General features: G+C 67.5%; 18 protein-coding genes. 8 read left to right on the top strand and 10 right to left on the bottom strand.

Annotated features, from left to right (window positions below; all coding sequences use genetic code 11):
- Positions 1–217 precede the first annotated feature (217 nt).
- Together U4Z64_RS05915 and U4Z64_RS05910 are read left to right on the top strand one after the other, a co-directional pair.
- The gene (locus U4Z64_RS05915; protein ID WP_044847358.1) at positions 218–1003 is read left to right on the top strand and encodes an HpcH/HpaI aldolase family protein; all 786 of its coding nucleotides are present in this window, start codon (positions 218–220) and stop codon (positions 1001–1003) included.
- Positions 1000–1779, top strand: coding sequence for a tetratricopeptide repeat protein (locus U4Z64_RS05910; protein ID WP_321819449.1), 780 nt, complete (start codon positions 1000–1002; stop codon positions 1777–1779). Before U4Z64_RS05915 ends, U4Z64_RS05910 begins: the two co-directional genes overlap by 4 nt.
- A gap of 91 nt (positions 1780–1870) precedes the next feature.
- Here U4Z64_RS05910 and rodA read toward each other — a convergent pair whose 3' ends face one another.
- The 5 genes from rodA to U4Z64_RS05885 all read right to left on the bottom strand — a co-directional run bounded on the left by rodA (position 1871) and on the right by U4Z64_RS05885 (position 8200).
- Entirely contained in the window at positions 1871–3019 is a 1149-nt protein-coding gene (rodA, locus tag U4Z64_RS05905; protein WP_044847360.1) for a rod shape-determining protein RodA, read from the bottom strand.
- Positions 3020–3030: 11 nt separating this feature from the next.
- A complete protein-coding gene (gene mrdA / locus U4Z64_RS05900) occupies positions 3031–5316 on the bottom strand; it encodes a penicillin-binding protein 2 (RefSeq protein WP_124486701.1) in 2286 nt (761 codons plus the stop codon).
- 109 nt (positions 5317–5425) lie between these two features.
- A complete protein-coding gene (gene mreD / locus U4Z64_RS05895; protein ID WP_009687274.1) occupies positions 5426–5938 on the bottom strand; it encodes a rod shape-determining protein MreD in 513 nt (170 codons plus the stop codon).
- Positions 5935–7017, bottom strand: a complete 1083-nt coding sequence (gene mreC / locus U4Z64_RS05890; RefSeq protein WP_321819448.1) for a rod shape-determining protein MreC — start codon at positions 7015–7017, stop codon at positions 5935–5937. Before mreC ends, mreD begins: the two co-directional genes overlap by 4 nt.
- Before the next feature lie 139 nt (positions 7018–7156).
- Positions 7157–8200: a rod shape-determining protein gene (locus U4Z64_RS05885; protein ID WP_004189550.1), complete on the bottom strand. Its 1044-nt coding sequence runs from the start codon at positions 8198–8200 to the stop codon at positions 7157–7159.
- Positions 8201–8568: 368 nt separating this feature from the next.
- Between U4Z64_RS05885 and gatC the strand changes: the two genes are divergently transcribed.
- The 5 genes from gatC to U4Z64_RS05860 all read left to right on the top strand — a co-directional run bounded on the left by gatC (position 8569) and on the right by U4Z64_RS05860 (position 13706).
- Positions 8569–8868 carry an Asp-tRNA(Asn)/Glu-tRNA(Gln) amidotransferase subunit GatC gene (gatC, locus tag U4Z64_RS05880; RefSeq protein WP_006407213.1) on the top strand — a complete coding sequence of 100 codons (300 nt, stop codon included), beginning with the start codon at positions 8569–8571 and terminating at the stop codon, positions 8866–8868.
- A gap of 69 nt (positions 8869–8937) precedes the next feature.
- Entirely contained in the window at positions 8938–10428 is a 1491-nt protein-coding gene (gene gatA / locus U4Z64_RS05875) for an Asp-tRNA(Asn)/Glu-tRNA(Gln) amidotransferase subunit GatA (RefSeq protein WP_124486699.1), read from the top strand.
- Between the two features lie 3 nt (positions 10429–10431).
- Positions 10432–11907 carry an Asp-tRNA(Asn)/Glu-tRNA(Gln) amidotransferase subunit GatB gene (gene gatB / locus U4Z64_RS05870; protein WP_044847823.1) on the top strand — a complete coding sequence of 492 codons (1476 nt, stop codon included), beginning with the start codon at positions 10432–10434 and terminating at the stop codon, positions 11905–11907.
- A gap of 126 nt (positions 11908–12033) precedes the next feature.
- Positions 12034–12873: a polyphosphate kinase 2 family protein gene (locus tag U4Z64_RS05865; protein WP_321810949.1), complete on the top strand. Its 840-nt coding sequence runs from the start codon at positions 12034–12036 to the stop codon at positions 12871–12873.
- A gap of 59 nt (positions 12874–12932) precedes the next feature.
- Positions 12933–13706, top strand: a complete 774-nt coding sequence (locus tag U4Z64_RS05860) for an exodeoxyribonuclease III (RefSeq protein ID WP_321819447.1) — start codon at positions 12933–12935, stop codon at positions 13704–13706.
- Between the two features lie 105 nt (positions 13707–13811).
- Here the strand turns inward: U4Z64_RS05860 and U4Z64_RS05855 are convergent, their stop codons facing one another.
- Positions 13812–14864 carry an NAD(P)-dependent alcohol dehydrogenase gene (locus U4Z64_RS05855; protein WP_321819446.1) on the bottom strand — a complete coding sequence of 351 codons (1053 nt, stop codon included), beginning with the start codon at positions 14862–14864 and terminating at the stop codon, positions 13812–13814.
- A 229-nt stretch (positions 14865–15093) separates the two neighbouring features.
- Between U4Z64_RS05855 and U4Z64_RS05850 the strand changes: the two genes are divergently transcribed.
- Complete coding sequence (locus U4Z64_RS05850) at positions 15094–16038, top strand: AraC family transcriptional regulator (protein WP_321819445.1); 945 nt, start codon at positions 15094–15096, stop codon at positions 16036–16038.
- A gap of 67 nt (positions 16039–16105) precedes the next feature.
- Here U4Z64_RS05850 and U4Z64_RS05845 read toward each other — a convergent pair whose 3' ends face one another.
- The 4 genes from U4Z64_RS05845 to metX form a co-directional block, all read right to left on the bottom strand.
- A complete protein-coding gene (locus U4Z64_RS05845; protein ID WP_321819444.1) occupies positions 16106–17149 on the bottom strand; it encodes a M48 family metallopeptidase in 1044 nt (347 codons plus the stop codon).
- Positions 17139–18560 (bottom strand): AmpG family muropeptide MFS transporter, encoded by a 1422-nt coding sequence (locus tag U4Z64_RS05840; protein ID WP_124486695.1) that lies wholly within the window; start codon positions 18558–18560, stop codon positions 17139–17141. The genes U4Z64_RS05845 and U4Z64_RS05840 overlap by 11 nt, the downstream gene beginning before the upstream one ends.
- Before the next feature lie 119 nt (positions 18561–18679).
- Positions 18680–19288 (bottom strand): methionine biosynthesis protein MetW, encoded by a 609-nt coding sequence (gene metW / locus U4Z64_RS05835; protein WP_044847830.1) that lies wholly within the window; start codon positions 19286–19288, stop codon positions 18680–18682.
- On the bottom strand, positions 19285–20430 hold the full coding sequence (metX, locus tag U4Z64_RS05830; protein WP_321819443.1) for a homoserine O-succinyltransferase MetX: 1146 nt from the start codon (positions 20428–20430) through the stop codon (positions 19285–19287). Before metX ends, metW begins: the two co-directional genes overlap by 4 nt.
- Between the last annotated feature and the right edge of the window lie 330 nt (positions 20431–20760).

The following is a 20760-nucleotide window of genomic DNA, read 5'->3' as shown; positions in this document are numbered from 1 at the left end:
CACATTCCGCGTGACGCCGCGCTATGATCGTTGCGTGGCACCGGAAAACACATCCGTGCGGCATTGCGCGGCCCGCGCTGTCAGATCGGCTGCTCACGACCGACTGACGTTCCAGGGCCCGGTCCGGCGCCGCCGGGCATCGCGGCCCGGCGTATCGCGCCCGCTTCGCCCGTTGCTTGTCCCGTTCGATTGCCGTTCCGTCCAGGAGCCCGTATCGATGAGCACGCTCACCAATTCCCTCAAACAACGCCTGCACGACGGCGACGAGCCGCTGTACGGCCTGTGGCTGTCGCTCGGCTGCGATTCGGCCGCGGAAGCGCTCGCCCACGCAGGCTACGACTGGCTCTGCATCGACATGGAGCATGCGCCGAACGACAGCCGCGACGTCGCGTCGCAACTGCGCGCGCTGGCCGCCGCGCACCTGCCGAGCGAACCCGTCGTGCGTGTGCCGGGGCGCGAGCCGTGGCTCGTGAAGCGCGCGCTCGACGCCGGCGCGCGCACGCTGATGTTCCCGTGCATCGAGACGCCCGACGAGGCCGCGCACGCGGTGCGGCTCACGCGCTTCCCGTCGCCGGATTCCCCCGACGGGCTGCGTGGCGTGGCCGGCATGGTGCGTGCGGCGGCGTTCGGCATGCGCCGCGATTACCTGCAGACGGCGAACGCGCAGGTCGCGGTGATCGTGCAGATCGAATCGGCGCGCGGCATCGACGAAGTCGAGCGGATCGCCGCGACGCCGGGCGTCGACTGCCTGTTCGTCGGCCCGGCCGATCTGGCGGCGAGCCTCGGGCACCTCGGCGACAGCCGCCATCCGGACGTCGAAACCGCGATCGCGCGCGTGCTCGCGGCCGGCAAGCAGGCCGGCGTCGCGGTCGGCATCTTTGCGAGCGATACCGCAACCGCGCGCCAGTATCGCGAGGCCGGCTTCCGGATGATCACGCTGTCGGCCGACGTGAGCTGGCTGCTGCGCGCGACGCGCCAGGCATTGCAGGAGGTGCGGTCATGAACGATGGCGACGGCGCGGGGCACGAAGGTGTGCGGCTTACGGCCGGCGTACGCGGGCGGATCGGCGCGCTGCTCGGGCTGTGGGCCGTATGCGTCGCGGCGGTTGCGCAGAATGCGCCGCACGCGAAGCCGGACCCGGCGCGCGAGACGCAATCCGCGGTGGCCGACTACAACGCGGGCGACTATCGCGCGGCGCTGGTGCAGTTCCACGACGCGGCCGAACGCGGCGACCGGCTCGCGCAGTTCAACTACGCGATGATGCTGCTCACGGGTGTCGGCGTGAGCGCGAACGTCGACGAAGGGCTGCGCTGGCTGAAGCGGGCGGCCGACGCGAACATGTCGCATGCGCAGTACGTGTACGGGCGCATGTTCGACGACGGCGAGTTCGTTGCGCGCAACCCGGCCGAAGCGCACCGCTGGTTCCTGCGCGCGGCGAAGCAGGGGCACGTGCAGGCCGAGCTGTCGCTCGCGAACCAGTTCCTCGACGGGCGCGGCACGCCGCGCGACAACCGGCGGGCGTTCGAGTGGTACAAGCAGGCGGCCGACGCGGGCGAGCCGACTGCGCAGTACGTGACCGCGTCGTTCTACGAGCGCGGTGGCGACGGCGTCACGCAGAACCTGAACATCGCGCGCGCGTATTACGCGGCCGCGGCCGCGCAGGGCGACGAGACGGCCGGGCTGAAATTCAAGGAACTGAGCGCGCGGCTGAGAGCGCAGGAGCCCGCTTCGGGCGCTGGTGCGGATCATGGGAGCCCGCGCGCGACGCCACCGCAGTGAGCAGGCAGCGCGGGCGCCATGCGATACGCGCAGAACGAAAAAACGGCGCCTCGGCGCCGTTTTTCATTACTTGCGACTGCGTGCCGCGCCGTCAGCTCTTCATCAGCCGCCGCTGTCGCCCGACGCTCATGATCATGCCGATCGCGACACCGAGCGTCGCGAGTGCGGTGCCGCCGTAACTCATGAACGGCAACGGCACGCCGACGACGGGCAGCACGCCGCTCACCATCCCGATGTTGACGAACGCGTAGACGAAGAACGCGAGTGTGAGCGAGCCCGCGAGCAGCCGGCCGAACAGCGTCGCGCCCTGCGCGGCGATATAGAGCCCGCGTGCGATCAGCGCCATGTACAGCGTCAGCAGCACGAGGCCGCCGGCGAGCCCCCATTCTTCCGAGAACACCGCGAAGATGAAGTCGGTGTGCTTCTCCGGAATGAATTCGAGGTGGGCCTGGGTGCCCTTCAGGTAGCCCTTGCCGAGCGCGCCGCCCGAGCCGATCGCGATCACGGCCTGGATCGTGTGGAAGCCCTTGCCGAGCGGGTCGGAGGTCGGGTCGAGCAGCGTGCACACGCGGTGCTTCTGGTAGTCGTGCATCAGCGGCCACTGCACTTCGGGCTGGCAGATGCGCTCTTCGAACACGGCGATCGAGCCGACCGCGATCACGCCCGCGACGAGCACCGGCACGATCAGCTTGAACGACAGGCCCGCGAGGTAGATCACGAAGAAGCCGGCCGCGAACACGAGCAGGCCCGTGCCGAGGTCGGGCTGCTTCGCGATCAGGCCGACCGGCACCAGCAGGATCGCGAACGCGGCGATGAAGTCGTACCAGCGCAGCCCGCCTTCGCGGCGCTGGTAGTACCACGCGAGCATCAGCGGTGTCGCGATCTTGAGGATTTCCGACGGCTGGATCACGACGCCGACGTTCAGCCAGCGCTTCGCGCCCTTCTTGGTCATCCCGAACAGCGCGACGGCGACCAGCAGCGTGACCCCGAACGTATAGAGCGGGACCGCGAAGCGCATCAGTGTCGTCGGCGGGATGTTGGCGATCACCCACATCAGCACGAACGTCAGCAGGATGTTGCGCAGCTGATCCTCGACGCGGCCCGGCATGTCGATCGACGCGCTGTACAGCGTGACGATGCCGACGCACAGCAGCAGGAACACGATGAGGGCGAGCGGGCGGTCGAAGCCCGCGAACATCTGCTTGATCTTGTCGAGCCAGGCGCGCTTGTCGAATTGCATGCCTTTCTCCGTTAATGAGCGGTGCCGGCGTTCACCGCTTTCGCGGAGGCCGTGACACGGAAGTTGTCGTCGCGCGGCGCGGCGGCGAGCGGCTGCGCGTCGCTGGCGGGCCGGCGCGGCCGGTGCGGGCGCCGGATCGGCGGCAGGCTCGCGGCCCTCGGCGCCGCGGCACTCGCGTCGGCGGGCTGCGCCGCGCTTGCCGCGGCCGCACCCGACGCATCGGGCGCCGACGCGGCCGATGCCGCATCCGCCGCGCTGGCCGCGGCCGGCACGACAGGCTGCGGCAGCGCCTTGAAGCCGGCCGCGACGGACACGGCCTTCGAGGCATCGCCGATCACCGGTGCGCTGATCGGCTCGGTCGCCGACGCGGCGGCGGCGACGGCAGCCGCCTCGTTCTCCGGTTTCTGGCGCTCGACGAGGTAGAAGTCGAGCACGCGGCGCGCGATCGGGCCCGCGGCCTGCGCGCCCCAGCCGCCGTTCTCGACGACCAGCGCGAGCGCGATCTGCGGATGGTCGACCGGCGCGTACGCGATGAACAGCGCGTGGTCGCGCAGGTGCTCGGCGAGCAGGTGGCCCTTGTAGTTCGAGCCCTGCAGCGAGAACACCTGCGCGGTACCGGTCTTGCCGGCCGCGAGGTACGACGCGCCGCGGAACACCTTGTACGCGGTGCCGGACGGATTCTCGATCACGTTCTCCATCCCGCGCTTCACGACGTCGATGTCGGCCTGCTTGAGCGGGATCGTTTCGCTTTCCTTCGGCACGGTCAGGTGGCGCCCGCGCGTGATCGGATCCTCGACTTCCTTCACGAGGTGGGGCTTCATCACGACGCCGTTGTTCGCGAGCGTCGCGGTGGCATGCGCGAGCTGCAGGATCGTGTACGAGTTGTAGCCCTGGCCGATCCCGAGGCTGATCGTCTCGCCGTCGAACCACTTCTGCTGCGCGGCCTTCTTGAACGCCTTCTTCTTCCAGTCGGTCGACGGCAGGATCCCGCGCGCCTCGCCCTGGATGTCGATGCCGGTGATCTGGCCGAAGCCGAACGGCTTCATGAAGTTCGCGATCGCGTTCACGCCGAGATCGCGCGCGAGCATGTAGAAGTAGGTGTCGTTCGACACCATGATCGCCTTGTTCATGTCGACCCAGCCCTGGCCCGAGCGCACGTCGTTGCGGAACGTGTGCCCGCCGAACGTGAAGTAGCCGGGATCCTGGAAGCCCCAGCCCGGCGTGCGCTTGCCGAGCGTCAGGCCGGCCAGCGCCATGAACGGCTTGTACGTCGAGCCGGGCGGGTAGGTGCCGTGCAGCGGGCGGTTCAGGAGCGGCTTGTCGGGCGAGTTGTTCAGTTCGTCCCAGGTCTGCTGGTCGATGCCGTCGACGAACGAGTTCGGGTCGAAGCTCGGCGACGACACGAACGCGAGCACGTCGCCCGTCTTCGGCTCGATCGCGACGAGCGCGCCGCGCTTGCCGGCGAACGCCTGCTCGGCGACCTGCTGCAGCGCGATGTCGAGCGACAGCACGAGGTTGTTGCCGGGCGTCGCCTGCGTGCGCGACAGCGTGCGCACAGGCCGGCCGCCGGCCGTCACCTCGACTTCCTCGAAGCCCGTGAGGCCGTGCAGCTCGGTTTCGTAGCTCTGCTCGACGCCGATCTTGCCGATGTAGTCGGTGCCCTTGTAGTTGTTCGCGTCGCGGCGCGGATCGTAGTGTTCCTGGTCGCTGTCGTTGTCGTCGCTCATCGCGTCGATGCGATCCTGGTCGCGCTTCGAGATCCGGCCGATGTAGCCGATCACGTGCGCGGCCGTCATGCCGAGCGGGTACTGGCGGAACAGCCGCGCGCGCACGTCGACGCCGGGAAAGCGGAAGCGCTGCGCGGTGAAGCGCGCGACTTCCGCGTCGGTGAGGCGCGTGCGGATCGGCAGGCTCTCGAAGTTCTTCGAGTCTTCCTGCAGCTTCTTGAAGCGGCGGCGATCGCGCGCGTCGATCGGGATGATCTCGGACAGCTTGTCGATCGTGTTGTCGAGCGTGTCGTCGAGCTTCGACGGCGTGATCTCGAGCGTGTAGGCCGAATAGTTCTTCGCGAGGACCACGCCGTTGCGGTCGGTGATGATCCCGCGGTTCGGCACGATCGGTGCGACCGAGATGCGGTTTTCCTCGGCCTGCAGCGCGTATTTGCCGTGCTGCATCAGCTGCAGGTAGAAGAAGCGGCTCGCGAGCAGCCCGAAGCAGACGAACACGAACACGCCCGCCGCCGCGACGCGCAGGCGGAACTTCGAGAGCTGCTGTTGGGTGTCGTTGAATTCGGTCATGCGGTTACGATCGATCTGGCCCGTGCGCGGCGAGCGCGCGCGGGCGAGGAGCCGCCCCGGAGCGCGGCGCGCGGGCGTGGGGGCGGCGGGTATTCAAGGTCGGTCCGGCTCAGATGGGGCGCGTATCGTCCGGGTCGACCGGGCGGCGTTGCGGCATCAGCAGCAGGTGGCTCGCGATCGGCCACAGCGCGGCCTCGACGAAGCCGTCCACCAGATAGCGCCAGCCGGGAAACGCGGCGCCCATCACGAGGCGGATCACGAACGGCACCAGCTGCGCGACGACGAGCAGCGGCGTGACGTACAACACCTGCACGCCGATCGGCATCCACAGCACGCGGCGGTGGATCGTGATCGCGCCGTACGACAGCAGCGTATAGGCGAGCGCATGCTCGCCGAGCAGCCCCGCGTCATGCACGTCCATCAGGATGCCGAGCGCGAACGCGACGCCCATTCCGACCTTGCGCGGCTGGTGGATGTTCCAGAACAGCAGCACGAGCGCGACGAAGTCGGGCACGCCGGGCAGGCGGCCCCACGGCATCAGGTTCAGCAGGAACGCGGCGGCGAGGCTGAAGACGATGAAGTACGGGTTGACCGGCTGCAGGATGTATTGCGGGCGGTTCATCGCTGGGCTCCTGGTTGCCCGGCCGCGGGCTTCGCGGGCGCGGCGGCGGGCTTGGCCGGAGCGGCGGGGGCGGCAGGTGCAGCCGCCGCCGGTTTCGCGCCGGGTGCGGCCGCGGCGGCCGGCTTCGCGTTCGCGTCGGCCTTCTCGGCCTTGTCGGCTTTGTCGCTCTTCGCGGCGGCCTTGGCGCCCTTCTTGCCCTTCGCGTTCTTGTCGGCCGGCTCGGGCTCGGCCGGGCGCGGCGGGACATCGTTCTGGTAATGCAGCACGAGCATCTGCCGCGCGCCGCGCACGGCGGCGACCGGCGCGCAGGTCACGCGCGCGAACGCGGTATCGGCGAGCTTGTCGACCTTCGCGACCTTCGCGACCGGCAGGCCCGGCGGATAGACGCCATCGAGGCCACTCGTGACGAGTTCGTCGCCCGCGACGAGGTCCGAGCTCGTCGGCACGAAGCGCAGGTCGAGCGAATCGCCCTTCGGCGTGCCGTAGATCACGCTGCGCAGGCCGGTGCGCAGCACCTGCACGGGAATCGCGAGATCGCGGTCGGTGATCAGCGTGACTTCGGCCTGCAGCGGGAACACGCGCGTGACCTGGCCGATCACGCCGTCCTCGCTGACGACCGGCGCGCCGTTCTGGATGCCCTGCTGCGAACCCTGCCCGATCACGATCTTCTGCGTGAACGGGTCGCTGGTGTCGTACTGGATCTCGACCGGCGTCGAATGCGTCGCGATGTGCTGGCGCAGCTCGAGCACGGCGCGCAGATGCGTGTTCTCCTGCGCGAGCACCGCGGCCTGGTTGGCCTGCGTGGACAGCTGCAGGTTGCGCTTGCGCAGCGCGTCGTTCTCGTGGCGCAGCGACGCACCGGTGACGGCGATGTCGGCCGCGCCCATGAACAGGTCGCGCGGCACGAGCGCCGCGCGCTGCAGTGGGTACAGCACGGTGCCGAGCACGCCGCGGACGATTTCGAGCGTGCTGAAGCGCGCGTCCGATACGAGAAGCGCGATGGCGAGGGCGACGAAGAAGATGAGCCGCGCGAGCGCGGGCGGACCTTGCTTGAAGAGGGGCGGCGGACTGTATTCCATGGTCGGCGCCGGGCGCGTGGCGATCGGTTAAATAATGCTCAGACGCGCGAACGGCGTGGCGGTTCGTTCTGAACGAGCGATCCGGCCACGCCGCGGGTGCGCCATATCAAACGGGACTGCTTAGGCGATCACTCGTCGATCACTCGTACGAGAAGATGCTGCCCAGCTTGTCCATGCGTTCGAGCGCCATGCCCGAACCGCGTACGACGCAGGTGAGCGGATCTTCGGCGACGAGCACCGGCAGGCCGGTTTCTTCCGCGAGCAGGCGATCGAGGTCGCGCAGCAGTGCGCCGCCGCCCGTCAGCATCATCCCGCGCTCGGCGATGTCGGCGCCGAGTTCCGGCGGCGTCTGCTCGAGGGCGATCTTCACCGACGACACGATCTGGTTCAGCGGATCGGTCAGCGCTTCGAGGATTTCGTTGCTGGAGATCGTGAAGCTGCGCGGAATGCCTTCCGACAGGTTGCGGCCCTTCACTTCCATTTCCTTGACTTCGGAGCCCGGGAACGCGGAGCCGATTTCCTTCTTGATCGCCTCGGCCGTCTGCTCGCCGATCAGCATCCCGTAGTTGCGGCGGATGTAGTTGACGATCGCTTCGTCGAACTTGTCGCCGCCGACGCGCACCGAGCCTTTGTAGACGATGCCGCCGAGCGAGATCACGCCGACTTCCGTGGTGCCGCCGCCGATGTCGACGACCATCGAGCCGGTGGCTTCCGACACCGGCAGGCCGGCGCCGATCGCGGCCGCCATCGGCTCCTCGATCAGGTAGACCTGCGATGCGCCGGCGCCGTGCGCGGCTTCCTTGATCGCGCGGCGCTCGACCTGCGTCGAGCCGCACGGCACGCAGATGATGATGCGCGGCGACGGCGAGAACATGCGCGACTCGTGCGCCGTCTTGATGAACTGCTTGATCATCTGCTCGGTGACGGTGAAGTCGGCGATCACGCCGTCCTTCATCGGGCGGATCGCCTCGATGTTGCCCGGCACCTTGCCGAGCATCTGCTTGGCTTCCTTGCCGACTGCCTGGATCGTCTTCTTGCCGTTGGGACCGCCTTCCTGGCGGATCGACACGACCGACGGCTCATCGAGCACGATGCCCTTGCCGCGCATGTAGATCAGGGTGTTTGCGGTGCCGAGGTCGATCGCCAGATCGTTGGAGAAGTAGCTGCGCAAAAAACCGAACATTCAGAATCCTGTTTCGCTCTGGGCCGGCCCTGCATAGCGAACGCTGAGGGCGGGCAGCGGAAAAAATAACAGCCTCGGGAAGCGTGGCGGAAGCGGCCGCCGCGGCGCACGAAGCTGCGAGTGATGTCTACCGGGAATCGCACGAAGCACGCACGGCTTGCCGAAGCGGGGCGAAACGGTGCGGGAAAAGGCTGCCGGGTTTGGGTCGAACGCGTAATGATACCTTATAATTTCGCGGTATTTGAATCGAAACGGACGGTATTTTTGCCGCTTCGGCCCCGATTTTTGAGGGTGGGATCGTACCCTCCAACCCCCCGCCGCAGCGCGATTTTCGATGCGCTGCGCAGCCTTGTTTTTCCGGTGATCGCATGGCCCTGACCCTGACCGATGTGAAACGCATCGCGCACCTCGCGCGACTCGAAATGGCCGACGCCGACGCCGAGCATACGCTCGGCCAGCTCAATGAATTCTTCGGCCTCGTCGAGCAGATGCAGGCGGTCGACACCGCCGGCATCGCGCCGCTCGCCCACCCGATCGAACAGATCCAGGAAGTCGCGCAGCGCCTGCGCGACGACGCCGTGACGGAAGTCGTCAATCGCGACGACAACCAGCGTCCGGCGCCGGCCGTCCAGGACGGCCTCTATCTCGTGCCGAAGGTGATCGAGTAAGCATTCGACGAGAAGCGCGCCGGCCGGCTTGCGCCGCGCGCCACCCAGAATTCCCAGGAAAACCACTCAATGCACGCAAAAAGCCTGACCGAACTGCGCGCCGCGCTCGCCGCCAAGGAATGCTCGGCCGTCGAGCTCGCGCAGCTCTACCTGAAACGGATCGACGCGGCACGCGACCTGAACGCGTTCGTCCATGTCGATGCCGACCTCACTCTTGCGCAGGCGAAGGCCGCCGACGCCGAGCTCGCGCGCGGCGCGGGCGGCGCGCTGACCGGCCTGCCGATCGCGCACAAGGACGTGTTCGTCACGCGCGGCTGGCGCTCGACCGCCGGCTCGAAGATGCTCGCGAACTACGAAAGTCCGTTCGACGCGACCGTCGTCGCCCGCCTGCAGGCGGCCGGCATGGTCACGCTCGGCAAGACCAACATGGACGAGTTCGCGATGGGCTCGTCCAACGAGAACTCGGCGTTCGGCGCGGTGAAGAACCCGTGGGACACCAACGCCGTGCCGGGCGGCAGCTCGGGCGGCAGCTCGGCGGCCGTCGCCGCGCGCCTCGCGCCGGCCGCGACCGGCACCGACACCGGCGGCTCGATCCGCCAGCCCGCGTCGTTCGCGGGCGTGACGGGCATCAAGCCGACCTACGGCCGCGTGTCGCGCTACGGGATGATCGCGTTCGCGTCGTCGCTCGACCAGGGCGGCCCGATGGCGCAGAGCGCGTCCGACTGCGCGCTGCTGCTGAACGCGATGGCCGGCTTCGACGAGCGCGACTCGACGAGCCTCGAGCGCGACGACGAGGATTTCACGCGTCATCTCGGCCAGCCGTGGGCGGCCGGCAACGATGCGGGCAAGCCGCTCGCGGGGCTGCGCATCGGCCTGCCGAACGAGTATTTCGGTGATGGTCTGGCCGACGACGTGCGCGCGTCGATCGACGCGGCGCTCAAGCAGTATGAGGCGCTCGGCGCGACGCTCGTGCCGGTGTCGCTGCCGAAGACGGAACTGTCGATCCCCGTGTACTACGTGATCGCGCCGGCGGAAGCATCGTCGAACCTGTCGCGTTTCGACGGCGTGCGCTTCGGCCACCGCGCCGCGCAGTACGGCGACCTGCTCGACATGTACAAGAAGTCGCGCGCCGAAGGCTTCGGCCCCGAGGTGAAGCGCCGGATCCTGGTTGGCACCTACGTGCTGTCGCACGGCTACTACGACGCGTACTACCTGCAGGCGCAGAAGATCCGCCGCATCATCGCGAACGATTTCCAGGAAGCGTTCAAGTCCTGCGACGTGATCATGGGCCCGGCGTCGCCGACGGTCGCATGGGATCTCGGCGCGAAGGGCGACGATCCGGTGCAGATGTATCTCGCGGATATCTACACGCTGTCGGTGAGCCTCGCGGGTCTTCCCGGCATGAGCGTGCCGTGCGGCTTCGGCGCCGGCGCGAACGCGAAGCGCCCGGTCGGCCTGCAGATCATCGGCAACTATTTCAACGAAGCCCGGATGCTGCAGGTCGCCGACGCGTTCCAGCGCGCGACCGACTGGCACAAGCAAGTTCCGGCAGGGGTGTAAGCAATGACTACGCAATGGGAAGTCGTCATCGGTCTCGAGACGCACGCGCAACTGTCGACCGTCTCGAAGATTTTCTCGGGCGCGTCGACGCAGTTTGGCGCGGAGCCGAACACGCAGGCTTGCCCGGTCGACCTGGCGCTGCCGGGCGTGCTGCCGGTGCTGAACCGCGGCGCGGTCGAGCGCGCGATCCGCTTCGGCCTCGCGATCGGCTCGACCATCGCGCCGCGCAGCATCTTCGCGCGCAAGAATTACTTCTACCCCGATCTGCCGAAGGGCTATCAGATCAGCCAGTACGAGATTCCGGTCGTGCAGGGCGGCCAGATCACGATCCAGGTGCCCGCCAACGAAAAGGCCGGCAAGGAAGCGTACGAGAAGACCGTCAACCTGACCCGCGCGCACCTCGAGGAAGATGCGGGCAAGTCGCTGCATGAAGACTTCGCCGGGATGACCGGGATCGACCTGAACCGCGCGGGCACGCCGCTGCTCGAGATCGTCACCGAGCCGGAAATGCGCAGCGCGGCCGAGGCCGTCGCGTATGCGAAGGCGTTGCACGCGCTCGTCGTGTGGCTCGGCATCTGCGACGGCAACATGCAGGAAGGCTCGTTCCGCTGCGACGCGAACGTGTCGGTGCGCCCGGTCGGCCAGGAAAAGTTCGGCACGCGTGCCGAGATCAAGAACCTGAACTCGTTCCGGTTCCTTGAAGAGGCGATCAACTACGAAGTGCGCCGCCAGATCGAGCTGATCGAGGACGGCGGCGAAGTCGTGCAGGAAACGCGCCTCTACGATCCGGACAAGCGCGAGACGCGTTCGATGCGCAGCAAGGAAGACGCGCACGACTACCGCTACTTCCCCGACCCCGACCTGATGCCGCTCGTGATCGGCCGTGACTGGGTCGAGCGCGTGCAGGCCGGCATGCCCGAACTGCCGGCCGCGATGCAGCAGCGCTTCGTCGAGCAGTACGGCGTGTCCGCGTACGACGCGGGCGTGCTGACGTCGAGCAAGGCGATGGCTGCCTACTTCGAGGCGGTGGTCGCGAAGGCCGGCGCGGCGAACGCGAAGATCGCCGCGAACTGGCTGATGGGCGACGTGTCGTCGCAGCTGAATCGCGACGGCATCGAGATCGACGCGATCCCTGTGTCGGCCGCGCAGCTTGCGCTGGTGCTGCAGCGCATCGCCGACGGCACGATCTCGAACAAGATCGCGAAGGAAATCTTCGCGACGATCTGGGACGAGAAGGCGACCGACGAAGGCGCGGCCGACCGCATCATCGACGCGAAGGGCCTGAAGCAGATCTCCGACACCGGCGCGCTGGAAGCGATCATCGACGAAGTGCTCGCGGCGAACGCGAAGTCGGTCGAGGAATTCCGCGCGGGCAAGGAAAAGGCGTTCAACGCGCTGATCGGCCAGGCAATGAAGGCGACCAAGGGCAAGGCCAATCCGCAGCAGGTCAACGAACTGCTGAAGAAGAAACTCGGCTGAACATGGCCGCGCGCCTGAACCGCGCCTGACGACGGGCCGCCGCCGAATTCGTTCGGGGCGGCCCGTCGCTTTGGTGCATGCGTTATCGTGTGCGCGTGTGCATTGCACCGCCCAACGGAGGAACGAATGGCGAAACAACCGTCGCTCGACGATTTCCGCGTGCCGTACAGCACGCGCGAGAAGGAAGCTGCCGCATTCAAGCTCGATGCGTTCGATCCGGCCGCGAAGCCGTTCTCGTCGGGGTCGAAGGACGCCGACCGCGAACGGCTGTCGGCCGTGTCGACCGAGCTCGACGTCCAGCAGGAGCGCCTGCACACGCAGCAGAAGAAGCGCGTGCTGCTCGTGCTGCAGGGGATGGATACCAGCGGCAAGGACGGCACCGTGCGCGCCGTGTTCCGCGAGGTCGATCCGCTCGGCCTGCGCGTCGTGTCGTTCAAGGCGCCGACGCCGATCGAGGCCGTGCACGACTTCCTCTGGCGCGTGCATCTGCAGGTGCCGGCCGCGGGCGAGCTCGCGATCTTCAACCGCAGTCACTACGAAGACGTGCTCGTGCCGCGCGTGATCGGCGCGATCGACGACAAGGAATGCGAGCGCCGCTACCGGCAGATCCGCGATTTCGAGACGATGCTGTTCGAGAACGGCACGACGATCGTCAAGTGCTTCCTGCACATCTCGAAGGACGAGCAGCGCGAGCGGCTGCAGGCGCGCATCGACGATCCGACCAAGCACTGGAAGTTCGACATCGCCGATCTCGACGCGCGCAAGCACTGGGAGGCGTACCAGTCGGCGTACCGCGATGCGCTCGCCGCGACGTCGGCCGAGCATGCGCCGTGGTACGTGATCCCGGCGAACTCGAAGACGCACCGCAACGTGATGATCGCCGAGCTGCTGCTGCGCACGATGACCGACATGAAGCTCGAATTCCCGCCGCCGAAGCCGGAACTCGAAGGCGTGAAGATCCGCTAGGCTGCGAACCTGCAACCACATCGAACTGAACCGAACTGAACTGAACAACGGAACCCGACATGATGCGAGTGATTACCGCCAACCTGAACGGCATCCGCTCCGCCGCGAAGAAGGGCTTCTTCGAATGGCTCGGCGAACAGAATGCCGACTGCGTGTGCGTGCAGGAAATCAAGGTATCGGCCGACGACCTGCCGGCCGAATTCGTCGAGCCGCACGGCTTCAGGAGCTACTTCCATCACGCCGAGAAGAAGGGCTACAGCGGCGCGGGCGTGTACAGCCGCCACGAGCCCGATGACGTGATCATCGGCTTCGGCAGCAGCGAATTCGACTCCGAGGGGCGCTACGTCGAGGCGCGCTACGGCAAGCTGTCGGTCGTGTCGGTGTACGTGCCGTCCGGCTCGAGCGGCGAAGAGCGCCAGCAGGCGAAGTACCGCTTCATGGACGAGTTCATGCCGCACCTCGCCGAACTGAAGAAGAAGCGCGAGGTGATCCTGTGCGGCGACGTGAACATCGTGCACAAGGAAATCGACATCAAGAACTGGAAGAGCAACCAGAAGAATTCGGGCTGCCTGCCGGAAGAACGCGCGTGGCTCACGCAGCTGTTCGACGATGTCGGCTACGTCGACGTGTTCCGCACGCTCGATCCGCGCCCCGAGCAGTACACGTGGTGGAGCAACCGCGGCCAGGCGTACGCGAAGAACGTCGGGTGGCGGATCGATTACCAGATCGCGACGCCGGGCGTGGCCGGCACCGCGAAGCGCACGTCGATCTTCAAGGACGTCAAGTTCAGCGATCACGCGCCGCTGACGGTCGATTACGACTACAAGAAGTGAGCGTCGGCGCGACGCGGTGCGCGTCGCTGTCGAGTCGTCCGGTCGCCGGACGTAAAAACGGGGCCGCATGTCGAACATGCGGCCCCGTTTCGTTTGGTGCGTCGCTTACTGCTTGATCGACGCCATGTCGATCACGAACCGGTACTTCACGTCGCTCTTCAGCATCCGCTCGTAAGCGGCGTTGATCTGCTGCATCGGAATCGTTTCGATATCCGACGTAATGCCGTGCTCCGCGCAGAAGTCGAGCATTTCCTGCGTTTCCGCGATCCCGCCGATCAGCGAGCCCGCGAGGCGGCGGCGCTTGAAGATCAGGTTGAACACCTGCGGCGACGGATGGTCGTGCTCCGGCGCGCCGACGAGCGTCATCGTGCCGTCGCGCTTCAGCAAGTGCAGGAACGGGTTCAGGTCGTGCTGCGCGGCGACCGTGTTCAGGATGAAGTCGAAGCTGTTCAGGTGCGCGTTCATCTGCGCTTCGTCCTTCGAGATCACCACGTCGTGCGCGCCGAGACGCTTGCCGTCCTCGATCTTCGACGGCGACGTCGTGAACAGCACGACGTGCGCGCCCATCGCGCGCGCGAGCTTCACGCCCATGTGGCCGAGGCCGCCGAGGCCGACGATCCCGACCTTCTTGCCGGGCCCGACGTTCCACTGGCGCAGCGGCGAATAGGTCGTGATCCCCGCGCACAACAGCGGCGCGGCGCCGGCCGGGTCGAGCGTCTCGGGCACGCGCAGCACGAACGCCTCGTCGACGACGAGCTGCGTCGAATAGCCGCCGAACGTGATGTCGCCGGTCACGCGGTCCTGGCCGTTGTAGGTGCCGACGAAGCCGTTCTCGCAATACTGCTCGAGGCCTTCCGCGCAGCTCGGGCAGGTGCGGCACGAATCGACGAGACAGCCCACGCCGACCAGCTCGCCGACCTTGAAGCGCGACACTTGCGGGCCGGTCGCGGTCACGCGGCCGACGATTTCATGGCCCGGCACGACCGGGTAGATCGTGTTGCGCCATTCGTTGCGGGCCTGATGCAGGTCCGAGTGGCAGACGCCGCAGTAGAGCACCTCGATCTGGACGTCGAGGTCGCGCAGCGCGCGGCGCTGGAATTCGAACGGGGCGAGCGGCGACTGCGCGTCGGTCGCGGCGTAAGCGTAGGTTGTGCTCATTCAGGGGGCTCCTTGTCCGGCAAAAACGTCCGGCGAATCAGACTGCCGCCGCATCATGTGGCGACGCGGCGAGACAGGTGTCCATCGTAAGGAGCGGGCCGCTTCGGTGAAATACACGAAGGTCTCGAAGATTTGCCTATTCCTCTCGAATTGCACGCGAAAGGCCGGTAAAACGCTTTCAAGGTGCTACATTGCGAGCCTGATTCTCTTGCCGGACAGGACGACGCCCGTGAGCTTCCAACCCCTTTTCGACGACACGGGCGACCGTGTGCGGCGCCGCATGATCGAGTTGCACGCGCGCCTCGCGCCGAACGAGGGCGATACGCTGGCGGCGCTCGACGGCGTGCGTTTCTTCCGCGTGAACCGCCCCGTGCCGCGCATGCCGGTGCTGTACGAACCGAGCATCATCGTCGTGTGCCAGGGCCGCAAGCTCGGCTATCTCGGCGACCGCTCGTTCGTCTACGACGCGCAGCAGTATCTCGTGCTGTCGGTGCCGCTGCCGTTCGAATGCGAGACCTTCGCGAGCATGGACGAGCCGTTTCTCGCGATCTCGATCCGCGTCGATCTCGCGGTGATCGCCGAGCTCGCGATCCTGCTCGACGAGACGCTGGGTGCTTCAGTCAGCGAGCCGCACGGCGTCTATTCGACGCCGCTCGATGCGCCGCTCGCCGACGCGGTGGTGCGGCTGCTCGAAGCGCTCGCGTCGCCGCACGACACGTGCGTGCTCGGGCCGGCGATCATGCGCGAGATCGCATACCGCGTGCTGACGGGGGCGCAGGGCGACGCGATTCGGGCGGCGCTCGTCCAGCAGCATCATTTCGGCCGCATCGCGAAGGCGCTGCGGCGCATCCATGCGGACCTGAAGGCCGATCTCGACGTCGAGACGCTCGCGCGCGAGGCCGGGATGAGCGTTGCGGTGTTCCACGCGCAGTTCAAGCACGTGACGGCGACGTCGCCGATGCAGTATGTGAAGGCCGCGCGCCTGCACCAGGCCCGGTTGATGATGGTGCAGGACGGTCTCGGCGCGGGTGCGGCGTCGGCACGGGTCGGTTATGCGAGCGCGTCGCAGTTCAGCCGCGAGTTCAAGCGGCTGTTCGGCCGCAGCCCGGGAGACGAAGTACGCTGGATGCGCGAAATCGGCAGCCGGCCGGCCGAGTCGGAAGTCGGCGCGTAGCGCCTGGCCTCGTGCGCCGGCGATGCGTGCCGGCGATTCCCGGCGGGGAAGCCGCCGGGTGCGGCGCTCAGCGCCGCACGACCTTGCGCCGCTGCGCGCTGATGCCCGCGTAGTCGGGCAGCGTGTCGACCCGTTTGGCCGTCGCCTTCGCATACAGCGGCATCAGGTCCGGCAGGCGGTTCAGCAGATCCTGCCGCCGCGCGGCGCTGTACGGATGCATGTAGATGAAGCCCGACGTCTTGTTCGTGCGCGTCGCCGCCGCGAGCTTGTCCCACAGCGTGATCGCCGCGCGCGGATCGAAGCCCGCGCGGGCGGCGATGTCGCCGCCGATCACGTCGGCTTCGGTTTCGTCGGTCGGGTCGTAGCGCAGCGTCTGCAGGCGTTCGCCGAGATTCAGCGCCTGCGGCAGCGGATCGCCGACGCCGAACAGCGGCGGCAGCGTGGCCGCGCGCAGCGACGTTTGCGACGTCGCGCTGAAATTGCTGCGCGCGTGTTCGCGCAGCGCATGCGCGATGCCGTGTGCGATCAGCACGCCGAACTCGTCGTCGTTCAGGCGGACGCGATCGAGCAGCCCGCCGTACACGAGCACCTTGCCGCCCGGCAGGCAGGTGATGCGGATGTCGCGCGAGCGGATCACGTTGACGTCCCACGCCCAGCTCTTCACACGATCGTTCCACTTCACCGAATACGGCGCGAGCTTCATGACGATCGCGCGCAGCCGCTTCACGCGCGGCTGGTTCGCGGGCAGCAGGCGGTCGCTGTCGGCGGCGGCCTGGACGATCTGCGCGTATTCGTTCGCGGTGAGTTGTTCGAGCAGCGGCGACGGGATCAGCGTGCGGAACGCGATCGCATTGCCGTAGCGAATCTGCTGCGGCGTCGGCGTATAGGCTTTCGCGGGCACGGCGGCGCCGGTCGGCTGCGCGGCTTCGGCTGCAGGCGGGGGAGCGGCTGCAGCCGGCGTGGACGGCGCTGCCGGGGCAGCGGGCGCGGAGCCGGCCATGGCCGCAACGGTGTCGGACGCATGAGCGCTTCCCGCCGCGCCGAGCGTCGCGAAGCCGACGCCCAGCGCGGCGACGACGCGCGCCACGCGATGCAGTCGGTCATTGCGCACGGCTGGCCTCGCCGTTGCGCGCGGTGCCGTTCCACGGCGCGATCTTGAACAGCAGCAGCATGCCGGGGATCGCGAGCGCGGTGCACACGATGAAGTAGTCGAACCAGCCGATCTTCGCGACGATGAAGCCGCTCGCGGCCGATGCGAGGGTGCGCGGCACGGACGCGAGGCTCGTGAACAGCGCGAACTGCGTGGCCGTGTAGCGCGGATCGGTCGTGCTCGCGATATACGCGACGAACGCGGCCATCGTCAGGCCGGTCGTGAAGGTTTCGACGCCGTAGACGATCGCGAGCGCGACCGTCATCGGGCTGAATTGCGGCGTGACCGCGACGCCGAACACGGACAGCGCCGCCGCGATCGCGTGGCTCGTCGATACCGTGAAGTCGTACAGCATCGCGAGCACCGGCGAGCCGGGGCCGAGTTGCGCGAGCCACGCGAAGCCGAGCGTCGACACCATCTGCAGCGCGCCGAAGATCCACAGCCCGCGGCCGATCCCGATCTTCACGAGCCAGACGCCGCCGATGATGCCGCCGGCGACGCTCGCGACGAGCGCGGTGGTCTTCGCGACGATGCCGATCTCGGTGCGCGTGAAGCCGATGTCGAGGAAGAACGACGTCGACAGCGTGGTGGCCATCGTGTCGCCGATCTTGAACAGGAAGATGAACGCGATGACGAGCAGCGCGCCGCTCCAGCCGTCACGCTGGATGAATTCGCGGAACGGCAGCACGATCGCGTCGCGCAGGTTGCGCGGCGGCGCGCCGACGACTTCCGGTTCGCGCACGAGCAGCGTCATCAGGATGCCCGGCAGCATGAACGCGCCGGTGAGCGCGAACACGGCGTCCCACGGCATGTGGTCGGACAGGATCAGCGCCAGCGAGCCGGGGATCAGCGCGGCGAGCTTGTATGCGTTCACGTGTACCGCGTTGCCGAGGCCTTGCTCGGTGTCGCGCAGCAGTTCGCGGCGATAGGCGTCGATCACGATGTCGGAGCTTGCGCCGAAGAATGCGACGAGCGTCGTAAGCGCGGCGACCGTCCAGATCGAGTCGCGCGGCGACACGAAGCCGAGCGCGGCGATCGCGCCGGCGACCAGCACCTGCGTGAGCAGCATCCAGCCGCGCCGGCGGCCCGGCCGCCAGCCGGGCAGGCGCGGGATGTAGCGGTCCATCAGCGGCGCCCACAGGAACTTCCACGTATACGGGAACTGGATCAGCGCGAACAGGCCGATTTCCTTCAGGTTCACGCCCTCGGAGCGCAGCCATGCCTGCACGAGGTAGACGAGCGTGAACAGGGGCAGCCCCGACGTGAAGCCCAGGAACACGCAGATCAGCATGTGCGTGTTCAGATAGGCGCGCCAGCCGGGGTGATCCTCGTGAGCGGTGAGTGCGGGCGCCTCGTGTGGCGTTTTGGACATGGACGGAAACTGGGTAGCGTTGACTGATGGCGGCGGCAGCGCACGCGGCGGCGCGGGTAGCACAGGAGCGCGGCCGTACGTGCGTGCGGGCCGTCGGCGTCCGTCAACGGCCCCCCGGCTCAGCTGCGCTTGACGCGATAGACAGCAAGACTACCACGCCAGTTCGCTCCCCATCGAATCGGCTGGCCTTCGTGCAGCACGATGCGGTCGAGGATCGTGACGCCGACTTCGGGCGCGAGCGCCTCGAAATCCTTGATCGTCAGCACCCGGACGTTCGGCGTGTTGTGCCACTGGTAAGGCAGCGACTTCGACACCGGCATCCGGCCGCGCAGCACCGACAACCGGTGCGCCCAGTAGCCGAAGTTCGGGAACGACACGATGCATTCGCGTCCGACGCGCGCGGTTTCGCGCAGGATCGCGGCCGTCTGGTGGATCGTCTGAAGGGTTTGCGACAGGATCGCGAAATCGAAGCTGTGATCCTCGAACAGGCGCAGGCCGTCCTCGAGGTTCTGCTGGATCACGTTGATCCCGTTCTTCGCGCTGGCGAGCACGCCCGCGTCGTTCAGTTCGATCCCGTAGCCGGACACGTCGAGTTCTTCCGACAGCAGCGACAGCAGCGAGCCGTCGCCGCAGCCGAGGTCGAGCACGGTCGCGCGCGGTTCGACCCAGCGGGCGATCGCGCGGAAGTCCGCGCGGGCGGACAGGGAATTCAGTGCTTGCTGGTTCATGCCCCCACCTCGATGGCGATTCGTTCGTAATACGCGCGGAGCAGGTTGTGATAGCGCGCGTCGTCGAGCAGGAACGCGTCGTGGCCGTGCGGCGCGTCGATTTCCGCGTAGCTGACCGTGCGCTTGTTGTCGAGCAGCGCCTTCACGATCTCGCGCGAACGCGCCGGCGCGAAGCGCCAGTCGGTCGAGAAGCTCGCGATCAGGTATTTCGCCTGCGTGTGCGCGAGCGCGGCCGTCAGGTTGCCGTCGAACGCCTTCGCCGGATCGAAGTAGTCGAGCGCGCGCGTGATCAGCAGGTAGGTGTTCGCGTCGAAGTAGTCGGCGAACTTGTCGCCCTGATAGCGCAGGTACGACTCGACCTCGAACTCCACGTCGAAGCTGAAGTTGTACGCGTCGAGCGCGCCGTCCGCGCGGCGCAGCGCACGGCCGAATTTCTCGGCCATGTCGTCGTCGGACAGGTACGTGATGTGGCCGATCATCCGCGCGACGCGCAGGCCGCGCTTCGGCTTCACGCCGTGCGCGTAGTAGTCGCCGCCGTGGAAGTCGGGATCGGACAGGATCGCCGAGCGTGCGACCTCGTTGAACGCGATGTTCTGCGCGGACAGCTTCGGTGTCGACGCGATGTCGATGCAGTGCGCGACGCGCTCCGGATACATCAGGCTCCACGCGAGCGCCTGCATCCCGCCGAGGCTGCCGCCCATCACGGCGGCGAAGCGCTCGATGCCGAACGCGTCGGCGACGCGCGCCTGCGCGTGCACCCAGTCCTCGACGGTGACGACGGGGAAGCGCGCGCCGTACGGTTTGCCGGTCGACGGATCGATGCTCATCGGGCCGGTCGAGCCGAAACACGACCCGAGATTGTTCACGCCGATCACGAAGAAGCGGTTGGTGTCGAGCGGCTTGCCGGGGCCGACCATGTTGTCCCACCAGCCGGTGCTGCGCGGATCGTCCGCGTAGATGCCGGCGACGTGGTGCGACGCGTTGAGCGCGTGGCAGACGAGCACCGCGTTCGAGCGCGCGGCGTTGAGCTCGCCGTACGTCTCGACGACGAGCTGATAGTTGCCGATCACGCTGCCGCTTTGCAAGCGCAGCGGTTCGGCGAAGTGCATGGTCTGTGGAGCGACGATGCCGATCGATTCCATTCGTTCCGCCTTATGCCATATGACTGGGCGGCTAAATGGTGTCGGCGAGGCGCGGAGTCGAAGGTGCGCGGCTGACGACCTCTTTAGCCGCATTTGTAGTGAACCGCCGGGGGAACGACGCATCGACGCGTCAAGGCCCCGGCCGGTTCGCGCGCCCGCAATCGAGTCAGCAAATCGGCGCGCTTCCGGCCTGCCGCCAAGGGGGCGGCAAGTCGGCAAAGTATAGCGGAATTCCGCCGGAGGCGGATTGCATCGGGGCGTGCGGCCCGCTGGCCCGTTACCAGCAGCGGTACTTTGCCGTGAATTGCCCCGTGACCACCGAGTAGTCGG

It is taken from the genome of Burkholderia sp. BCC1996 (assembly GCF_905339955.1).
Lineage (GTDB): Bacteria > Pseudomonadota > Gammaproteobacteria > Burkholderiales > Burkholderiaceae > Burkholderia.
Note: the sequence above shows the minus strand (reverse complement) of the source record. Positions and strands in the feature narration are given on the sequence as shown.

Coding starts and splice junctions, on each gene's coding strand:
- U4Z64_RS05915 (WP_044847358.1), top strand. CDS start 218: ATGAGCACGCTCACCAATTCCCTCAAACAACGCCTGCACGACGGCGAC.
- U4Z64_RS05910 (WP_321819449.1), top strand. CDS start 1,000: ATGAACGATGGCGACGGCGCGGGGCACGAAGGTGTGCGGCTTACGGCC.
- rodA (WP_044847360.1), bottom strand. CDS start 3,019: ATGCAATTCGACAAGCGCGCCTGGCTCGACAAGATCAAGCAGATGTTC.
- mrdA (WP_124486701.1), bottom strand. CDS start 5,316: ATGACCGAATTCAACGACACCCAACAGCAGCTCTCGAAGTTCCGCCTG.
- mreD (WP_009687274.1), bottom strand. CDS start 5,938: ATGAACCGCCCGCAATACATCCTGCAGCCGGTCAACCCGTACTTCATC.
- mreC (WP_321819448.1), bottom strand. CDS start 7,017: ATGGAATACAGTCCGCCGCCCCTCTTCAAGCAAGGTCCGCCCGCGCTC.
- U4Z64_RS05885 (WP_004189550.1), bottom strand. CDS start 8,200: ATGTTCGGTTTTTTGCGCAGCTACTTCTCCAACGATCTGGCGATCGAC.
- gatC (WP_006407213.1), top strand. CDS start 8,569: ATGGCCCTGACCCTGACCGATGTGAAACGCATCGCGCACCTCGCGCGA.
- gatA (WP_124486699.1), top strand. CDS start 8,938: ATGCACGCAAAAAGCCTGACCGAACTGCGCGCCGCGCTCGCCGCCAAG.
- gatB (WP_044847823.1), top strand. CDS start 10,432: ATGACTACGCAATGGGAAGTCGTCATCGGTCTCGAGACGCACGCGCAA.
- U4Z64_RS05865 (WP_321810949.1), top strand. CDS start 12,034: ATGGCGAAACAACCGTCGCTCGACGATTTCCGCGTGCCGTACAGCACG.
- U4Z64_RS05860 (WP_321819447.1), top strand. CDS start 12,933: ATGATGCGAGTGATTACCGCCAACCTGAACGGCATCCGCTCCGCCGCG.
- U4Z64_RS05855 (WP_321819446.1), bottom strand. CDS start 14,864: ATGAGCACAACCTACGCTTACGCCGCGACCGACGCGCAGTCGCCGCTC.
- U4Z64_RS05840 (WP_124486695.1), bottom strand. CDS start 18,560: ATGTCCAAAACGCCACACGAGGCGCCCGCACTCACCGCTCACGAGGAT.
- metW (WP_044847830.1), bottom strand. CDS start 19,288: ATGAACCAGCAAGCACTGAATTCCCTGTCCGCCCGCGCGGACTTCCGC.
- metX (WP_321819443.1), bottom strand. CDS start 20,430: ATGGAATCGATCGGCATCGTCGCTCCACAGACCATGCACTTCGCCGAA.